19 protein-coding genes are annotated in these 16595 nt (G+C 36.3%); 6 read left to right on the plus strand and 13 right to left on the minus strand.

Features of this window, described 5'->3' with window-relative positions; all coding sequences use genetic code 11:
• Window positions 1-49 precede the first annotated feature (49 nt).
• The 3 genes from H9635_RS10600 (at window position 50) to H9635_RS10610 (ending at window position 2222) form a co-directional block, all read left to right on the plus strand.
• Complete coding sequence (locus H9635_RS10600; protein WP_191700257.1) at window positions 50-388, plus strand: hypothetical protein; 339 nt, start codon at window positions 50-52, stop codon at window positions 386-388.
• 130 nt (window positions 389-518) lie between these two features.
• Window positions 519-1628 (plus strand): flavodoxin-dependent (E)-4-hydroxy-3-methylbut-2-enyl-diphosphate synthase, encoded by a 1110-nt coding sequence (ispG, locus tag H9635_RS10605; RefSeq protein WP_191700258.1) that lies wholly within the window; start codon window positions 519-521, stop codon window positions 1626-1628.
• An 18-nt stretch (window positions 1629-1646) separates the two neighbouring features.
• Window positions 1647-2222, plus strand: coding sequence for a hypothetical protein (locus tag H9635_RS10610; protein ID WP_191700259.1), 576 nt, complete (start codon window positions 1647-1649; stop codon window positions 2220-2222).
• A 59-nt stretch (window positions 2223-2281) separates the two neighbouring features.
• Here H9635_RS10610 and H9635_RS10615 read toward each other — a convergent pair whose 3' ends face one another.
• From H9635_RS10615 to H9635_RS19400, 6 genes are all read right to left on the minus strand, one after another.
• Entirely contained in the window at window positions 2282-3091 is an 810-nt protein-coding gene (locus tag H9635_RS10615) for a C40 family peptidase (RefSeq protein ID WP_191700260.1), read from the minus strand.
• 90 nt (window positions 3092-3181) lie between these two features.
• Window positions 3182-4279, minus strand: coding sequence for a dipeptide epimerase (locus tag H9635_RS10620; protein WP_191700261.1), 1098 nt, complete (start codon window positions 4277-4279; stop codon window positions 3182-3184).
• A 12-nt stretch (window positions 4280-4291) separates the two neighbouring features.
• Entirely contained in the window at window positions 4292-5086 is a 795-nt protein-coding gene (locus H9635_RS10625) for a M55 family metallopeptidase (protein ID WP_191700262.1), read from the minus strand.
• Window positions 5083-5766: a M15 family metallopeptidase gene (locus H9635_RS10630; RefSeq protein WP_191700263.1), complete on the minus strand. Its 684-nt coding sequence runs from the start codon at window positions 5764-5766 to the stop codon at window positions 5083-5085. The genes H9635_RS10625 and H9635_RS10630 overlap by 4 nt, the downstream gene beginning before the upstream one ends.
• Before the next feature lie 353 nt (window positions 5767-6119).
• On the minus strand, window positions 6120-7160 hold the full coding sequence (locus H9635_RS10635; RefSeq protein ID WP_404828850.1) for a P1 family peptidase: 1041 nt from the start codon (window positions 7158-7160) through the stop codon (window positions 6120-6122).
• 167 nt (window positions 7161-7327) lie between these two features.
• Window positions 7328-7456, minus strand: a complete 129-nt coding sequence (locus H9635_RS19400; RefSeq protein ID WP_263617074.1) for a hypothetical protein — start codon at window positions 7454-7456, stop codon at window positions 7328-7330.
• A gap of 257 nt (window positions 7457-7713) precedes the next feature.
• Here H9635_RS19400 and H9635_RS10640 point away from each other — a divergent pair, with 257 nt between their 5' ends.
• The 3 genes from H9635_RS10640 to H9635_RS10650 all read left to right on the plus strand — a co-directional run bounded on the left by H9635_RS10640 (window position 7714) and on the right by H9635_RS10650 (window position 10843).
• Window positions 7714-8208: a 23S rRNA methyltransferase gene (locus H9635_RS10640; protein ID WP_191700265.1), complete on the plus strand. Its 495-nt coding sequence runs from the start codon at window positions 7714-7716 to the stop codon at window positions 8206-8208.
• 65 nt (window positions 8209-8273) lie between these two features.
• Complete coding sequence (locus H9635_RS10645) at window positions 8274-8471, plus strand: CsbD family protein (RefSeq protein ID WP_191700266.1); 198 nt, start codon at window positions 8274-8276, stop codon at window positions 8469-8471.
• A 191-nt stretch (window positions 8472-8662) separates the two neighbouring features.
• The gene (locus H9635_RS10650) at window positions 8663-10843 is read left to right on the plus strand and encodes a sensor domain-containing protein (RefSeq protein ID WP_191700267.1); all 2181 of its coding nucleotides are present in this window, start codon (window positions 8663-8665) and stop codon (window positions 10841-10843) included.
• Between the two features lie 24 nt (window positions 10844-10867).
• Here the strand turns inward: H9635_RS10650 and H9635_RS10655 are convergent, their stop codons facing one another.
• The 7 genes from H9635_RS10655 to yneA form a co-directional block, all read right to left on the minus strand.
• Window positions 10868-11515 carry an alpha/beta hydrolase gene (locus H9635_RS10655; RefSeq protein ID WP_191700268.1) on the minus strand — a complete coding sequence of 216 codons (648 nt, stop codon included), beginning with the start codon at window positions 11513-11515 and terminating at the stop codon, window positions 10868-10870.
• 14 nt (window positions 11516-11529) lie between these two features.
• Window positions 11530-12093 carry a DNA helicase gene (locus H9635_RS10660; protein ID WP_225231249.1) on the minus strand — a complete coding sequence of 188 codons (564 nt, stop codon included), beginning with the start codon at window positions 12091-12093 and terminating at the stop codon, window positions 11530-11532.
• 215 nt (window positions 12094-12308) lie between these two features.
• On the minus strand, window positions 12309-14303 hold the full coding sequence (tkt, locus tag H9635_RS10665; RefSeq protein WP_191700269.1) for a transketolase: 1995 nt from the start codon (window positions 14301-14303) through the stop codon (window positions 12309-12311).
• A 136-nt stretch (window positions 14304-14439) separates the two neighbouring features.
• Window positions 14440-14676 carry a DUF896 domain-containing protein gene (locus H9635_RS10670; RefSeq protein WP_191700270.1) on the minus strand — a complete coding sequence of 79 codons (237 nt, stop codon included), beginning with the start codon at window positions 14674-14676 and terminating at the stop codon, window positions 14440-14442.
• A 423-nt stretch (window positions 14677-15099) separates the two neighbouring features.
• Complete coding sequence (locus H9635_RS10675; RefSeq protein ID WP_191700271.1) at window positions 15100-15327, minus strand: lactate dehydrogenase; 228 nt, start codon at window positions 15325-15327, stop codon at window positions 15100-15102.
• A gap of 173 nt (window positions 15328-15500) precedes the next feature.
• The gene (locus H9635_RS10680) at window positions 15501-16157 is read right to left on the minus strand and encodes a YneB family resolvase-like protein (RefSeq protein ID WP_191700272.1); all 657 of its coding nucleotides are present in this window, start codon (window positions 16155-16157) and stop codon (window positions 15501-15503) included.
• Window positions 16144-16491, minus strand: a complete 348-nt coding sequence (gene yneA, locus H9635_RS10685) for a cell division suppressor protein YneA (RefSeq protein ID WP_191700273.1) — start codon at window positions 16489-16491, stop codon at window positions 16144-16146. Before yneA ends, H9635_RS10680 begins: the two co-directional genes overlap by 14 nt.
• Window positions 16492-16595: the final 104 nt, after the last annotated feature.

Here is a 16595-nt window from a genome sequence, read left to right on the forward strand (position 1 = left end):
TTAACAACTTGTTTTTGTGAGTTAAATTGTAGAGATAAGGAGGATTTTTTTGCGCTTTTTAATAGCTTCCATAGTGCTTTTATTAATTGCTTTTGTCATTAAAGTAGATTTACAAGAAGGCTCTCTGCCCTTAGCATCCTTTTATGCTTCTTCCATACCGTCGTGTGATGAAATACCGCAAGAAAGCTATGTTGTCGTAAAAATCCAACAAGGCGATACAATTTACAGCCTATTCTCAGCAACGCCCTCTCCCGTAAAAACAACTTTCCCTGAACGACTTGCACATTTCTATAAATTGAACCCACATTTGAACCTACAGCCACTAGTTCCGGGTGATACGGTATTCGTTCCAATCATCTCTCATGCGAAAGAAAATTGCACAAATTGAATTCTTAACGTTTCTTCCTTGTTCTTCTTTTCATACACTGATAAAATAAGGAACAGTGACGGCTTACATATCGTTATATCATTTAGGTGATATAACAACATTAACAAGCCTGAGAAGGAGAGAATTTTTCATGAGTGAAATCGTTCACCGTACGAAAACGCGTCCTGTACGTGTCGGTAACTTAACAATTGGTGGGAATAACGAAGTCATAATACAAAGTATGTGTACGACAAAAACACATGATGTCGAAGCAACTGTTGCTGAAATTAAACGTTTAGAAGAAGCTGGATGTCAGATCGTACGTATAGCAGTACCGGATGAGCGTGCAGCTGATGCAATACCGGAAATAAAAAAACAAATCAATATACCTTTAGTTGCGGATATACACTTTGATTATAAATTAGCATTAAAAGCCATTGAAGGTGGTATTGATAAAGTTCGAATCAACCCGGGTAATATTGGTCGTCGCGAAAAAGTAGAAGCCGTAGTAAATGCTGCTAAAGCAAAAGGAATTCCAATTCGTATTGGTGTAAATGCCGGTTCTTTAGAGCGTCATATTCTTGAAAAGTACGGCTACCCTACTGCAGATGGTATGGTTGAATCTGCGTTACACCATATCAAAATTCTAGAAGACTTAGATTTCCATGACATAATCGTATCAATGAAAGCGTCTGACGTTAACCTTGCGATCGAAGCGTATGAAAAAGCTTCGAAAGCATTTAACTACCCACTACACTTAGGCATTACTGAGTCTGGTACATTATTTGCCGGAACAGTAAAATCCGCTGCTGGATTAGGCGCGATTTTATCTAAAGGTATTGGTAATACTTTACGTATTTCTTTATCAGCTGATCCTGTTGAAGAAATTAAAGTTGCGCGTGAATTATTAAAATCATTTGGTTTAGCTTCAAATATGGCAACATTAATTTCATGTCCGACTTGTGGTCGTATTGAAATCGACTTAATCTCGATTGCCAATGAAGTGGAAGAATATATTTCTAAATTGAGTGTTCCTTTAAAAGTAGCTGTACTTGGCTGTGCTGTTAACGGCCCTGGTGAAGCTCGTGAAGCGGATATCGGTATTGCCGGTGCACGTGGCGAAGGACTTTTATTTATGAAAGGTAAAACAGTTCGTAAAGTACCAGAAGAAACAATGGTGGAAGAACTGAAAAAAGAAATCGATAAATTAGCTGCTGAAATGGTTGCAAAGCGTGAAGCAGAAGCAAATGCCAGCGTGTAAAAGAATGGAGCAATGGAAATGACAAACTTAAAGCATCGATTCGGTATTGATATTGACGGGACAGTTACATGTCCTGCCACATTAATTCCACATATTAATAAACAATACAATATTAATATGACGCTACAGGATGTAACGGAATATGATTTTTTAAGCGGATTTCCATATCCAGTCGATCGAGCTCAATTTCAGGCCTGGTTTCAAGAAAATGAACCTCGCCTGTATGAAGTGAGTGAACTGGCTGCCGATGCGCATCGTATTTTGTCAGCATGGCAAAAACAATATGAACTTTATTATATTTCGGCACGTGGGGAAAATGTTTTCGATATCACAAAAAAATGGTTTGAAAACTATAAAGTACCTTATGATCATATCGAATGTATCGGTAGTCACAACAAAATAGAAGTGGCAAAAAAGCATCGCGTAGAGGCCTTTTTCGAGGATAAACATGATAATGCTGTGGAAATTGCCGAGGAACTAAAAATCCCTGTAATTCTTTTTGATACCCCGTACAACCAATTGAGCGTACCGAATAACGTTATTCGTGTTTATAATTGGACAGAAGCAAACGAATGGATTCAAAAGAACTTTTAAAATACATCACATGTTTAGAGGCGAGTTAAAAGCAGATACTTTTAACTCGCCTCTTATTTTTAAAATATACTCCCATATTCAGTAATCGTCGTGGCCAAGTCTTGGCGGTACTCTGAATGCTGTGGGTTTAAACTATTGACGTTCACTTCATTGCCACCTAGAGAAGAATGTATATACAAGTCTTCGCCGATATACATTGCTACGTGGCCAGGGAACATAATTAGATCGCCAAGCTTTAGTTCAGCTTTTTCGATTTTGCGAATTGGGAAGCCATCCAATATTTTTGCATCCCGGTAAATGTATGCACCATTCAACATATATGCCATAGATACAAGACCTGAACAGTCGATGCCTAGAGGAGATTTCCCGCCCCAACGATATGGTGTACCGATATATCGAAACGCGTCCTGAACAACTTGCTCACGGAAAGCCAATTCATTTGTCGTATATACTTTCACACGCTTTTGAATCCATTGGGAACGGACATAACCAACTTCACCTGTTACTAACCGTACCTTTGTCCAGGCAGGATCCAAATCTGCTTCCTTCAAAACTTGAATAAACGCACCGAGTGTTAACGTAATAATTTTACTGCTTTGAATTTTCGGCCTTGTCAGTACATCGGCAAAGTTTTGAATTACAACATAATTAGCATCAATCCACGTCAGTATATCTTCACTTTCCATGTGTAAATTCGTTTTTAATGTATAGCCTTCATAGCGATAAAACGTTCGAATTTTCACCCAAGTATCATCAATATCTTCTAACACTTCAACTGGCATCCCATATAACGCTTCATCGGTTAACTCCGTATTTATATCTGTACTTTTGTGGATATTGGCTATCATTACCTTCACTACTGCGTTCATTCAAACTATCTCCTCCCCGTTTCCCTATTATTTTCTCGAAAAATATCGATGGGATTCCTTTAGTCGAATAAGGCTATTTCCTTTTTATACCTATAGTGTTTTTTTATTGGCTATAAAAGCCTCTATTAAAAATCCAATTCCTGAAGCATCGCTCATTTGAATGTTTTCTCCTTCAAAGAACGGTCCCCCTTCGATAGGATCCTTAACACATAAGCTCGGTCCGTCTAAATCCACCATCGTGACATTTTTGTTTGCTGCTGCAAAATGTGCTGCGGCGCTCACACTGATTTTTGTCTCTAGCATACAGCCAATCATACATTCCACCCCATTGGCTTCTGCAATAGCATTAATTTGCTGTGCTTTTGAAATACCACCAGTTTTCATCAGTTTAATATTTATTAAATCCGCAGCACGCTTCTCAATCACTTCGATTGCTTGCTTAGGAGAAAACACACTTTCGTCTGCTAAAATATTCGTATACGTTTGATTCGTTACGTATTGCATTCCGGAAATATCACTATAATGAACAGGCTGTTCAACCAGTTCCATATCAGCACCGCGATCTTCTAGCTGACCGATAATTTTAACAGCTTCTTTCGGTGTCCATCCTTGGTTCGCATCGACACGTAACACGACGTCTGGACCGACAGCATTTCGAATAGCTAATATACTATTAACATCACTATGTGGATTTTTCCCTACTTTAACTTTTAAAATGGAAAAACCACGTTTAATAGCCTCTAAGCTATCCTTCACCATCTCTTCCTCGTCATTCACACTGATTGTAATATCTGTCGTAATCTTACTTCGATAGCCACCGAGCAATTTATACAAGGGTGCATCGTATTTTTTTGCCCATAAGTCGTATAGGGCGATTTCAACAGCTGCCTTTGCACTCGTATTTTGATACATACATTTATCGATCCGATCACAAAGGAGTGCGATCTCATCAATTTCGATTCCAATAATGAGTGGCGCAATCACTTCTTCAATCGCATAGCGAATTGATTGAAGTGATTCTCCTGTAATAACATGCGTTGGTGCTGCTTCCCCAATTCCAATATATCCATTGTCCGTATATATAGTTACGACGATGTTTTGTATATTATATACAGTGCGCAATGCTGTTTTAAAAGGTGTAATAAGGGGTGCTTCAACTAAGCCAACATCAACTTTTGTAATTTTCATAAACCATCCACCTTATGTTAAAAACTGCAGCAGTCGAAGTACCTCAAAATAATCTGTCGTTTCAAACTGCACGGTATTGTGCGCCTTAAATTTTGCGCCGGGATAAAATGAATTACGATATGCTTTTATATGGTCTTTATATATAATCTCCACATTAAACTGTTGAGGTAATTCGATTTGAAGCTTACTGCGTTCAATCTTCATTGCTACTTCAATCAGTCTTTTCGTTTCTTTTAATGTCGTTTGTGGACTTACACTAATCGTTGCATGACCAATTCCCTCTTTTGTTGCAAACGTTACGATCTCGTCATTATAGCGGGCGATGTGCTCTGTTAATGCTTTATCGCCACTTACAAATGCTACTGGCACGCCATGTAGTGCTGCGGCATATGTATTAATTAGAAACTCACTTGCATATTCACCGTTGATTTTGACATCTGCCAATAAGCTTAACGTATGGGCAAGCGGGTTTTTTTCACTTCCGCCCTCACTGTGATACCCGATAAAAATGGCACGGTCAAAGCTTTCATCCAGTCCAGCGACCATACACATCGGCTCTTGTGTCCAACCGCGAATTATTTTTACATTTTCCGGTAAGTTTTCAATTAAAATATTCCGACCAGAATCATGTGCATCTTTCAGTAATATTTCAGTCGCACCCCCGGCAGTTGCACCCTCTATCGCAGCAAGCACTTCTTTTGTCATTTGCTGCTGAAATTGTGCATAGTCGGATGTGTTTAGTTCTGTTTCACTCCAAACAGTCGTCCCTGTAATTCCTTCGATATCTGCGCTTATATATACTCTCATCTGAATTGATACTCCTTTAGTTCATTCTGTTCAATAGTGGCGATAATTGGTCCGTACATACATTGGTCTTTATATAATTTTCGCGCCCACGCTCTATTTCCATAATCATAATGCCACCACTCTTCTTCGTAATTTTGAAATCCTGCTTGTGTCATGCAATGAAACAAGATTCGCCGATTAATATGCGCTGCTTCATTTTCCGAACGATGCTTTTCAAAATAAGCGGTAGCCGATTTTTCTTCAGTCGCATCAAATGCTGTACCTAAATCCAATGGACGTCCTTGCTCGTCGCCTAACGTTAAATCAATTGCCCCACCTGTTAAGTGCGGCGAAGGAGAACTGTTTTCCGTGCTTGGAAATGCAACATACTTCAACGTCTCAAGTTCAAGTTGTTCAGCCGTCCAATGTGGATGTTTTAATCTTATTTTATTTTTAATGTCGTTATATAAAAACGACTGAACTTGTAGTGGGCGAAACCCATCGTATAAAATAAAGCTCATCGTTTCCGGTAAAAGTTGAAGTGCTTTAAATAATTTACTAGCAGCTTCCCGACGCAAATATAGCTTACTCAAGCTATCCGGAATACCTTTCAAAAAATATTGCGGCTCAATATACAATTTATTTGCTATCGGTTTAATTTCCACTAAAGGCTCCCCGTTTTCCAGTAAATCTGGAATCATTTCCGATGCAGTCTTTATGAATATTGGAAATAAATAATATATCTTAGTGGATACCTCCTACCTGTTAGGACTTCATATGATTTCCTAAAATAATTTCGATATGAAAAATACTTCCCAAAAATAATATCTAAAAATTTAGAGTTTTCAAACTTCTAAGTATAAATTTAAAATATCACATATATTTCGATAGTGAAAGTTTTTTCTTGAAAATTTGCTAGTAGTTTACTAATCGTGCAAAAGAAGAAGATTTCCTTTTTCCTGACATTTCTCCTCATTATATTTGTTTTTTTAAAATAAAATGCCTTTCACAGAATAATAATGTGAAAGACAAATCAATGTAGATTGCATATTTATTAAAATATTAATTTTTTTACTATATGATTATTTCTCCCAGTTGTTGTTTCAGCTTGTGACATTGAATTAAGTATCGCCTCTTCTGTAGCTTCGGCCGCTGCCATGAATAATGAGTTCATTACTTCTAGGTCATCGCGTAATTGCTGGCGTGTTTCTAGAGTATCATCGTAATGATGTTGGATTTTTCTCGCAGTTGTAAATCCTATTACGATATCCCCACTCCCGTTTGAGAAATGGCTCCCTGTACGGCCTAATCCGATACCGCAACGTTTAATTACACGTTTTAGCTGGCGGCTGCTAAGAGGAGCATCTGTTGCGAGTATTATAATAATCGATCCGTCAGTCGGACTCATTGTCGGTTCACTGCTGTTTGCAGTATTGGTGTAGCGTCCCTTCAAGAATTCGTTTGCCTTTCCAAAATTACTTAATACGAGGCAGCCAACCATATATTGCTTTTCATCAGTATCATTTACGATACGTGATGAAGTGCCAACGCCCCCTTTATGACCAAAGCACATCATTCCTTTCCCTGCCCCAATTGCGCCCTCTTCGGCACGATTGTTCGAAGCACTATGTATCACCTCTATGGCATGCTCAGGTTTCACAGGAAAGTGACGAATTGAATTTAAATGACTATCATTACATTCACCAACTACTACGTTCACTGTCCCGGTCGTTACTCCAATTTCTTCATTATTTTCAAGTAAATATTGGAGTGTGCCCTGTGTAACGTTTGCCACACCAAAAGTGTTTGTGAGCATAATTGGAGATTCCAAAACCCCTAGTTCGTCCACTTGGACTAGACCAGTTGTTTTTCCATATCCATTTAATACATAGCTTGCTGCCGTTACTTTTTCGCGAAACACATTTCCTGAATGCGGTAAAATGGCGGTTACCCCTGTACATGCCGCATCTCCCGAATCATTTATTGGATAATCCAGTGTAACATGACCGACCATTACTCCTTCGACATCCGTAATGCAATTTTTATTGCCTGTATTTAATTGCCCTATTTTAATGCCCATATCACGTACTTTCATTATCATTGCTCCTTTGTATTGGACTTTTTATAAATCTATCGTAATAATAATTTCCAAAAAAGGATAGCAAAAATAAAAATACACTACCCAGTCTTAAATAGGGAGTGTATTTTAAAGTCCATTCAAAATGAATACGCTATTATTAAGAACGAACGTGTAATTAATTTTTATAATTCAAGAATCCCTCTCGTCCAACGATCTACAAAAGTTTCAAATGTAATACCGTACCGGTTATATACTTCATGATAAACAAAATAACTACCAAGTTTTTCAAGTAACTCATCGTCGATTCGCATCTCCAACACTCACTTTCCACTTTTTTCAAAACTACCTATTCGATATACTATTCATTTATAAACTATTGTGACCCAACTTTAAGCACTGTATACATGAACAGATATTGAAATAAAAAATTTATATTTCCAAGCAAAATTCCTCTTCAATTTCTAATTACAATCTGTTGCAAATATTTCACATTCTACTACAAAAATGATGCGTTTCCTTTTACACATTTTAGTAAAATGATAGTAATGACAACATTGGAGGGACTCTAATGAGAAGTTCTATATTATTTTTATTTACAGCAATTTTGTTAGCGGGTTGTGGAGATACGATTGGTGATATTAAACAGGCGGCAGCTGGTATTAATTCTAAGGCAAATGAAGCCGCTACTGCCATATCAACTGATGTGCACTCCATCCGGGCAGTTGAAATGGAGTTCGACAATCAGACTTTTACAATTAACGACTTATTTAAAACTATATTACGCGATGTGCAATGGTATTATGACGAAAACGGGAACGAGCAACAATTAAAAATAACAGGTACATGGCAGGATAATGGGCTATTTGCAGAAGAAAACTTTTCGGAAATCGAGAAGCAACAATTAATTGAAAATAGTGAAATTGAGGTCATTTTGTTTTTCCAAAATGGTGTGATTGATGAGGAAAAAACAACTGTCACTATGTCTCAAAATAGACAAACAATTATTGACCAAAAAGGCACCGAAGCCCTTCTCAATTTCTACACGATCTACACGAAAAATTAATATTTTGTTTACTCTTTCATGTTAAGGGAAATAGACATATGTAAATACTTTTAGGAGGTTTTACTATGTCAAATGGATTTTCAGATAAAATAAAAGGTACAGGCAACAAACTAAAAGGGGAAGTAAAAGAGTCAGTCGGACGTAATACAAACGACCCATCCCTACAAGCTGAAGGAAAACGTGACCAAGTAAAAGGTAAAGCACAAGAAAAAATCGGTAATGCAAAAGAGAATATCTCCAATAGAATGGACAATAGAAAATAAAGTCCTAATTCTAGAAACTAGTAATTTTCCATTACTAGTTTCTTTTTGTTTTGCATCCATTTGTTTTATTCAAACAGGAAATAAGGCTCAAGTAGAATAAAGTTTTTATATATTACAATAATTATACTTTCTATTTATAGGAAATTTGTTATACTTTAAGTAAATCTTATAACTAAAAAGGGGAAGTAATTATGACAATTGATCAATCTATACCCCTATCAAAAGATCGATTATTTAATTGGTTAAAAACCTTAAGTAACCAACTTTCGAAAGGAACGCTCCTCATTGACATTAACGATGAGAATCTACCCATTCTACATGCAAATCCATATTTTTCAAAATTAACTACATTTGAAAACAAACAAGTCATTAATCAAAATATCAACATTTTAAACGGCAAAAGAACAAATGAAAAAACAATTGAAGATTTAAATTTACATTTAAAATCCGGTTCTCCAAAAAAATTAACAATTTTACATTACACTAAAGAAGGTTCTGCCTTTTGGAATTCGATTACCCTTCATCCTATCAGGAATGATGAAAAGATCATTCAATACGTTTTATTAACATGCGAAGATACAACAGAAGAAACATTAAATAAAATGATTTATAAATTGGAGCACGAAGTATATCAAGCGATCGATAATGAGAATAACCTGCAATCGATTTTGAATTTAATTTCGGAAAAAATTGAACTATTTTATATTCGGGATGTCTATTGTACGATTCATTTATACAACAAGAACTATGAGATTAAATCTATGGGTTCTTATAAATTACCAGAGTACGTAATTAATAAACTAGATCTTCTTGAGATTACACCAAATTCCAGCTTTAATAAGAGCGCTGTTTACTTAAAAGATTTTACAGCTACTCCACTGTACGCAGATATTTCAGAAAATTACGAATTGGATGCGCTTAAAGGTTCCTGGACAAAGTTGATTTTGACACCACAAAACGAAGTTAGCGGTATCTTAACATTATTTAATCAGGACAGTACGGAATTAAAACAAATTGATATTAATTATTTAAATCGTTTGACTCTGCTTATTCAACTTGCCATTAAATATGCAGAACAGAAAATCCAATTGCGCCATTTAGCTTTTTATGATTCAGAGACTTCTTTACCTAACATACATTTTTTTAAAACGCACTTATCTGAATGGTTAAATACAGGTGAATTAGGTTTTGTAGCAATTATCCACCCTACCGAATTTAACAAAATCGTGGATTTATATGGGCGTAACGCAGGTGCTGACCTATTAAGTCAATTGGCCAACCGATTACGCGAGTATTTAGCTGTAGATGATGTGCTCATTTCACGATTCTCAAATTCCATAGTTCTAGGGATAAAAGGAGAAATTGGTTTCACAACTTATTACCAAAAGATTGATCTACTTACCCTTATTCCTTTTTTAATTGATAATAACGAAACTTATATTACATTAAAAATTGGCTATACAACTTTTGATCAATCGTTGACAGTAGATCAAATTATCCATCAGTCAGATATTGCCTTATCAAAAGCTCGTAACCGAAGCGGCAATAGTTTTGAGGTTTATGAAGAGAACAGTACAAAGCAACTGATAGAGGAAATGGAGATTATCAATCAATTGGCATATGCGCTACACCACGAAGAATTTGTAGTATATTTACAGCCAAAAATTAATTTTACTACGATTGAAGTGGAAGGTTTCGAGGCACTGTCCCGTTGGAATTCAAGCAGACTCGGTTTCATTCCACCAAATAAGTATATTCCAATAGCTGAAGAAACCGGAAAAATAAAAGAGATTGATCTACTGAACTTTAAAAATATACTTATTTGGCTACAAAAACGTCTGAACAAGGGCAAAAGAATATTGCCTGTATCCCTTAATATTTCTCCGGATCATTTTTATGATCCACTATTTTTGGAAAACATTCAGAATACGTTTAACCAATTCCATGTTCCACCACAATTTATTAAACTCGAAGTAACAGAGAGTATTGAATTAGTCGACTTCAAGAGAGCAAAGGATATTTTAGATCAATTAAAGGCAATTGGTATTGAATGCTCCATCGATGATTTTGGTGTAGGTTTTTCTTCCTTAAGCTATTTACCTCAATTGCCTTTTTCTGAAATAAAAATTGACCGTAGCTTTGTTAGCTCAATGGATGAACCAGGTATGTATGCAATAGTACAAACGATTATTCTACTTGCAAAAAATATTAAAATGCGAGCGATTGCTGAAGGTATTGAAACTAAGGAACAACTGGCTATGCTTCAGCAACTCGGCTGTCCTGCTGGTCAAGGTTACTATTTCTATAAACCGATGTCGATTAGTGATGCGGAACAATTATTAGACACAAAAAAAACAGCTGACGAGAAATAGTTTTTATTTCCATCAGCTGTTTTTTTAGTTTAAATTATTTGGCAAATCTTCAGATAAAAATGCGATTAAATCGTGTATGTTTTGCTCACTGACACCATGACCTACCGGATATGATTTAAATGTAACTTTCGTGCCATAGTCATTGAAGAAACGGACTGCATGCTCAGCCCATTCAAACGGATAGTCGTAGTCATATTCACCATGTGAAATGAAAATCTTAGAACCATCCATCGTTTTTTTACTATACTCAAGTGCAGCAAACTCAGGTAAATAGCCACTTAACGCTGCTGTACCACGAATCGTATCTCCCATTACCATTGCAAGGGATTGTGCCAATGCTGCTCCTTGATTAAATCCAACGACATAAAGTTGTTGTTCATCTAAATTATATTCTTGAACAGCTTCTTTAATAAATGCTTCAATTCCTTTTAATACTTTATCAAAAATAGTACGGTTTGGCTTACCTTCTTCTTCAAATGTATAAAAAGCATAGCCAGGTCGATGTTGAATAGGGCCTTGCAAACTAAAAATGTGACATTGCGTAGAAAACGAATTAACTAATTGTAATAAATCGTTTTCATCACTTCCTAAACCGTGCAATAAGAAGATTGCAGGTTTTTTCTCTGTATTCATCACAGGGGCTTTGTGTAAATAAGTAAATGGTGTATTCATTTTTATATCTCCTTTTAAGAAAGCGTCATTTTATTGACGATTTGGTCGGTAAAATAAGCAATATAACCGTCCATCGTTTTTAACGTTTCGTCAATATCACCTTGTGCTAAAAGTGTTGCTTTATTCGCACAAATTAATGTTAAAAAATCGACGCGTAATCCATGCTCCACAGATGCATATGCATAATCATAAATTACATCTGCATCTTCTACTTTTAATGCTTCATATTGCTGATGGAAAGCTTTCGTATAATCATCCATCTTTTCTGCTACACTGTTACGAATCTGCATTTGATGTACCATTAGTTCATTTTCAATATATGATACAGTCGGTAACTCCCCAGCAGTAAATGTAGCACGAACAAGATCTGTCCATGCCATTTTATTTTCAACGAAGTAAGCCATGTTTAACATGAGCCGGTCATAAAAGTCTATTGTTGAAGTGGACGATTCTCGTTTATCATTAATATTTTGTTGGATAATCTTTTCAAATTTTTGGGGATCTGCTTTACTGGATAATAAAAATAATGCTTTTTCTATATATGTAGCAATGTCCTTTTGTATATTTTCGGCTGTCATAATCAATCACTTCCTTAATCTATTGGCTTCTTTTTTCATTTACTATCGTACCATTCCTCATATAATATCGCACGTATCCAATACATTATACCTGGGCAGTTTGCATCGGAAATATGTAATTTAGTATGTTCTTCTAAAATAACCGGGAATGCACACGATAAGAAGTTAAAAAAATGCCACTTGGTCTAGTAGACAAGTGACATTTAAACTTTAAATTAAAGTGCTTTTACTTTAGCAACTACGTTTTCTACAGTGAAGCCATATTCTTTTATAACAATCTCTCCAGGCGCTGATGCACCGAATTTATCAATTGCTAGTACGTCACCTTCAAAGCCAACATATTTATGCCAACCGAATGATGAACCCATTTCTATTGCTAAACGTTTTGTCACAGCTTTTGGCAATACTGATTCCTTGTATTCCTTAGACTGCTCTTCAAAACGGTCCATTGACGGCATTGATACAACAGACGCATCAATTCCTTCTTCTAGTAGTGCTTTTTTAGCATTTACAGCCAATCCTACTTCAGAACCCGTTGCAATTAAAATAGCATCCGGTGTTTCTTTTACTGATGCAGCAACGACATAGGCACCTTTTTCAACACCTTCATATACAGCATCTTTCGCTACATCCAATACCGGTAAATTTTGACGAGATAAAACTAATACAGTTGGAACTGACTTACTTTCTAAAGCTAATTTCCATGCTGCAACAGATTCATTTGCATCTGCCGGGCGAATAACCGAAAGATTTGGCATTGCACGCAATGATGCTAAATGCTCGACAGGCTCATGAGTAGGGCCATCTTCCCCTACTGCAATAGAATCGTGTGTAAATACATACGTTACAGGCAAGCCCATTAATGCTGATAAACGAATTGCAGGACGAACATAGTCAGAGAATACGAAGAATGTACCGCCAAATACGTTTAATCCTCCGTGTAATGCCATACCGTTCATTGCAGCACCCATTGCAAATTCACGTACACCAAACCAAATATTACGACCTTCTGGGGTATCAGCGAAGAAATCACCAGCGCCTTTAATCGTTGTTTTGTTTGAACCTGCCAAGTCTGCAGAACCACCAAAGAATGAAGGAGTAGTTTTTGCAATGGCATTGATTGCATCACCAGAAGATGAACGTGTTGCTACAGCAGTGCCAGCTTCGTACACTGGTAATTCAGAAGCAAAGTTTTCCGGTAAATTGTTTTCCATTGCATTCACGAATTGTGTAGCTAGCTCCGGATATTCATTTTTGTAACTTTCGAACAGTTCATTCCAAGAAGCTTCCGCTTGTACACCTTGTATTTCGCTTGCCGCTTTAAATGTTTCGTACACTTCATTTGGTACGAAGAATGACTCATGTTCCCAAGCATATGCAGCTTTTGTTAAAGCAACTTCATCAAATCCAAGTGGTGCACCATGGCAATCCGCTTTACCTGATTTATTTGGAGAACCAAAACCGATGACAGTCTTAACTTCGATAATTGTTGGTCCGCCCGTATTTTGTTTTGCTTTTTCAATCGCTGTATTAATTTCAACAATATCAGTGCCATCTTGAACTTTTAAATAATTCCAACCATAAGATTCAAAACGCTTTTGGATGTTTTCTGAGAATGACTTTTCCAGATCACCATCAAGTGAAATATCATTTGAATCATATAGCACAATCAACTTATCCAATTTTAAGTGTCCTGCAAGTGAAATCGCTTCTGCAGCAACACCTTCCATTAAATCACCATCGCCACATAGCGCAAATGTATAGTGGTCTACAATATCTAAACCTGGCTTGTTGTATGTTGCAGCTAGATGACGCTCAGCCATTGCCATACCTACTGACATCGCAATACCTTGCCCTAATGGACCTGTAGTAGCTTCAACACCTACTGTATGACCATATTCCGGATGTCCTGGAGTTTTAGAATTCCACTGGCGGAAATTTTTTATTTCTTCCATCTCTAAACCATATCCACCTAAGTGCAATAAACTATATAAAAGCATTGAGCCATGTCCAGCTGATAATACAAAGCGGTCACGATTGAACCAATTTGGATTTTGTGGGTTATGACGTAATTGCTTCGTCCATAAAGTATAAGCCATTGGAGCTGCACCCATTGGTAAACCTGGGTGACCTGAGTTTGCCTTCTCTATTGCATCGATTGATAATGTACGGATTGCGCTAATTGCTAACTGATCCATCTGTTGTGTCATTGTGTGACATCCTTTCTCGTACGATAATTCTACATCCTATAGTTTAGACAAATTCCCCTAAGAAAACAATCTTTTCTAATTGAGTTTATTAAAATATGTCATACTTTATAAGAAATGTGTCATATTATTAAACATTCTAATTTAGAAAGTTTTTTTGCGATTTTATTTGTTTTAATTTTTCTGGCGTTACATCATTGCCTTCTTCATCAATCACTTTCATATGTTCTATCGTATCGCGCATAGTCGAACGGAATGTGTCTAAATATTCCTTGCGGAGTGCTGTACGTTCCTTTGCTAATTCTTCCGTTAACTTTCCTTCTTTTGCTAATTTAGAAAGCTCATTAATTCGAGCCAATTTTTCTTTTGATAACATTTCAATCTCACCTTTCTACATACCAATAATACAAAGGTATAAAAAAAAGACTGGAAGGGCAAGTAAAAACGCTTTGAAAGTAACTACTCTTACAGCGTAAAAACATTGAAATAATAAGGTTTGAGCTAAAAACACGACATAACTTTACTATGTAATGCATTAAAATTGAGTTTATAATCACTAATTTATTCCTCATCACTATAAAAAAGCGATTTTTCTGATGCGTGAAAAATCGGTATCCGTCCGGGTACGCTTTCCATGGGAACGACCTAAGTCTGTCGTCTTAGACATTGGTTCTCCTGCGATTACTCGTCGCAAAATAAATTTCCCTGTTCCCATTGGAGTCGGACCCTTCCCTTCAACCAATTTTAAATAGAGTCAATTTTTTTCATACATGCTATGCTCACTACAGAGCTTTTCTACTTAAGTCCTAGTCGCCTCATCTAAAATAAATGCAAATTTTTCGGTATTGTCATCTGCTTCAATAATAATGCCAAATACAGTAACGGCATCATTATTAACTTCAACATCAGTAAGCTTGTTAGTCATCCTTTCAAAAACCTTAGAATTCATTTTAATTTTTTTTACGTGCTTACCTTGTGAATTTAAATAGTCCAGATCTTTACGAATTTGTTCTAATAATACGTCCAAAATATCACCTCCTAAAACTTTAATACCTTCTGATTCATATCATTCCACAAACTAAATAAATCATAATAAAAAGCCACGCTCAAATGAACGTGACTCTTCTGTAATACTTTAGTTAATTTTTATAATTGCTATAGAATTCCTGTAATTGTGTTGCGATATTCTTAAGGACAATTTTAATCTTCAAAATGCTCCATATATTCAATATATCGTCTATGTACTGTTGCTTTACTTATGGGTATACCCAAGCCTGATATGGTAGTGGCTATTTCAGCAAACGTTAAGCCTTTTTGACGGAGCTGAACAATTTCTTCAACTGGTACATCCTTTCGTTCGCGACCTTCAATATTCCCACGGTTTTTTAAATTATTTTGGGGTTGATACCCATTTTCTACTGCTCGACGCATTCCACGACGAATTTTAGCATTGTGCATACGACGCTGATACTCTTCAACTACAGCCAATATTTCAAGCAGCATCGTATCCATCTCATTTAATACTACAGGACCAGCATCATTCAATGTATAAACAGTCGCTTCGTATTTTTGTAATAGATGGAGAACTGCCATTCTTGCATTCCCTCGTCCTAAACGTGTTTCATCCTGTACAAATAACGATTTGATTTTATTTTCCCTCATATAATCGAGCATATCCAGTAATCCATCACGTTCCACGTCATAGCCGCTATGTTGATCCATAAAAATCTCTACTTCTTTAAAACCGAATGCGCCTGCATATTTCGTAAGTTCCTCTTTCTGACGCAGCAACGATGTTTCTTGCGCACTTTTTTCGGTACTGACACGGCAATAAATAACTGCTTTAGTTTTTGTCATTATTATCTCTCGCTACCTTAATTGTCGACACATCGGATGATTCATTCAACTGAACAATATATTGGGCTTCCTTTTCAACTGGTACAACCAATATTTGTCCTGAAACAACTTTTCCATCTCGTAGACCATTTTCTTTTTTCACTTTGTTTATCCAATCATGTGTTGCCATTTTACCACGATAATGGTCTGCAAGCGACCATAAAGTATCTCCTTGTTCGATAGATACTTGTTCGTATAATTCTATATTATCGTCTTTATGGAATATTAATACCAATAATAGAATAGAAAACATGAGAAACATTGATGTGAAGCTGTTTAATTTAATTTTTTTCATAATAAATACCCCTCTTTTCGAATATACGTTCGGAATGTTTGTTCCCATAATAATACGAACATATGTTTTTGTCAACCGTTTTTTCGAACTTATGTTTGCATTCG

Source organism: Solibacillus faecavium, assembly GCF_014836905.1.
Taxonomy (GTDB): domain Bacteria; phylum Bacillota; class Bacilli; order Bacillales_A; family Planococcaceae; genus Solibacillus; species Solibacillus faecavium.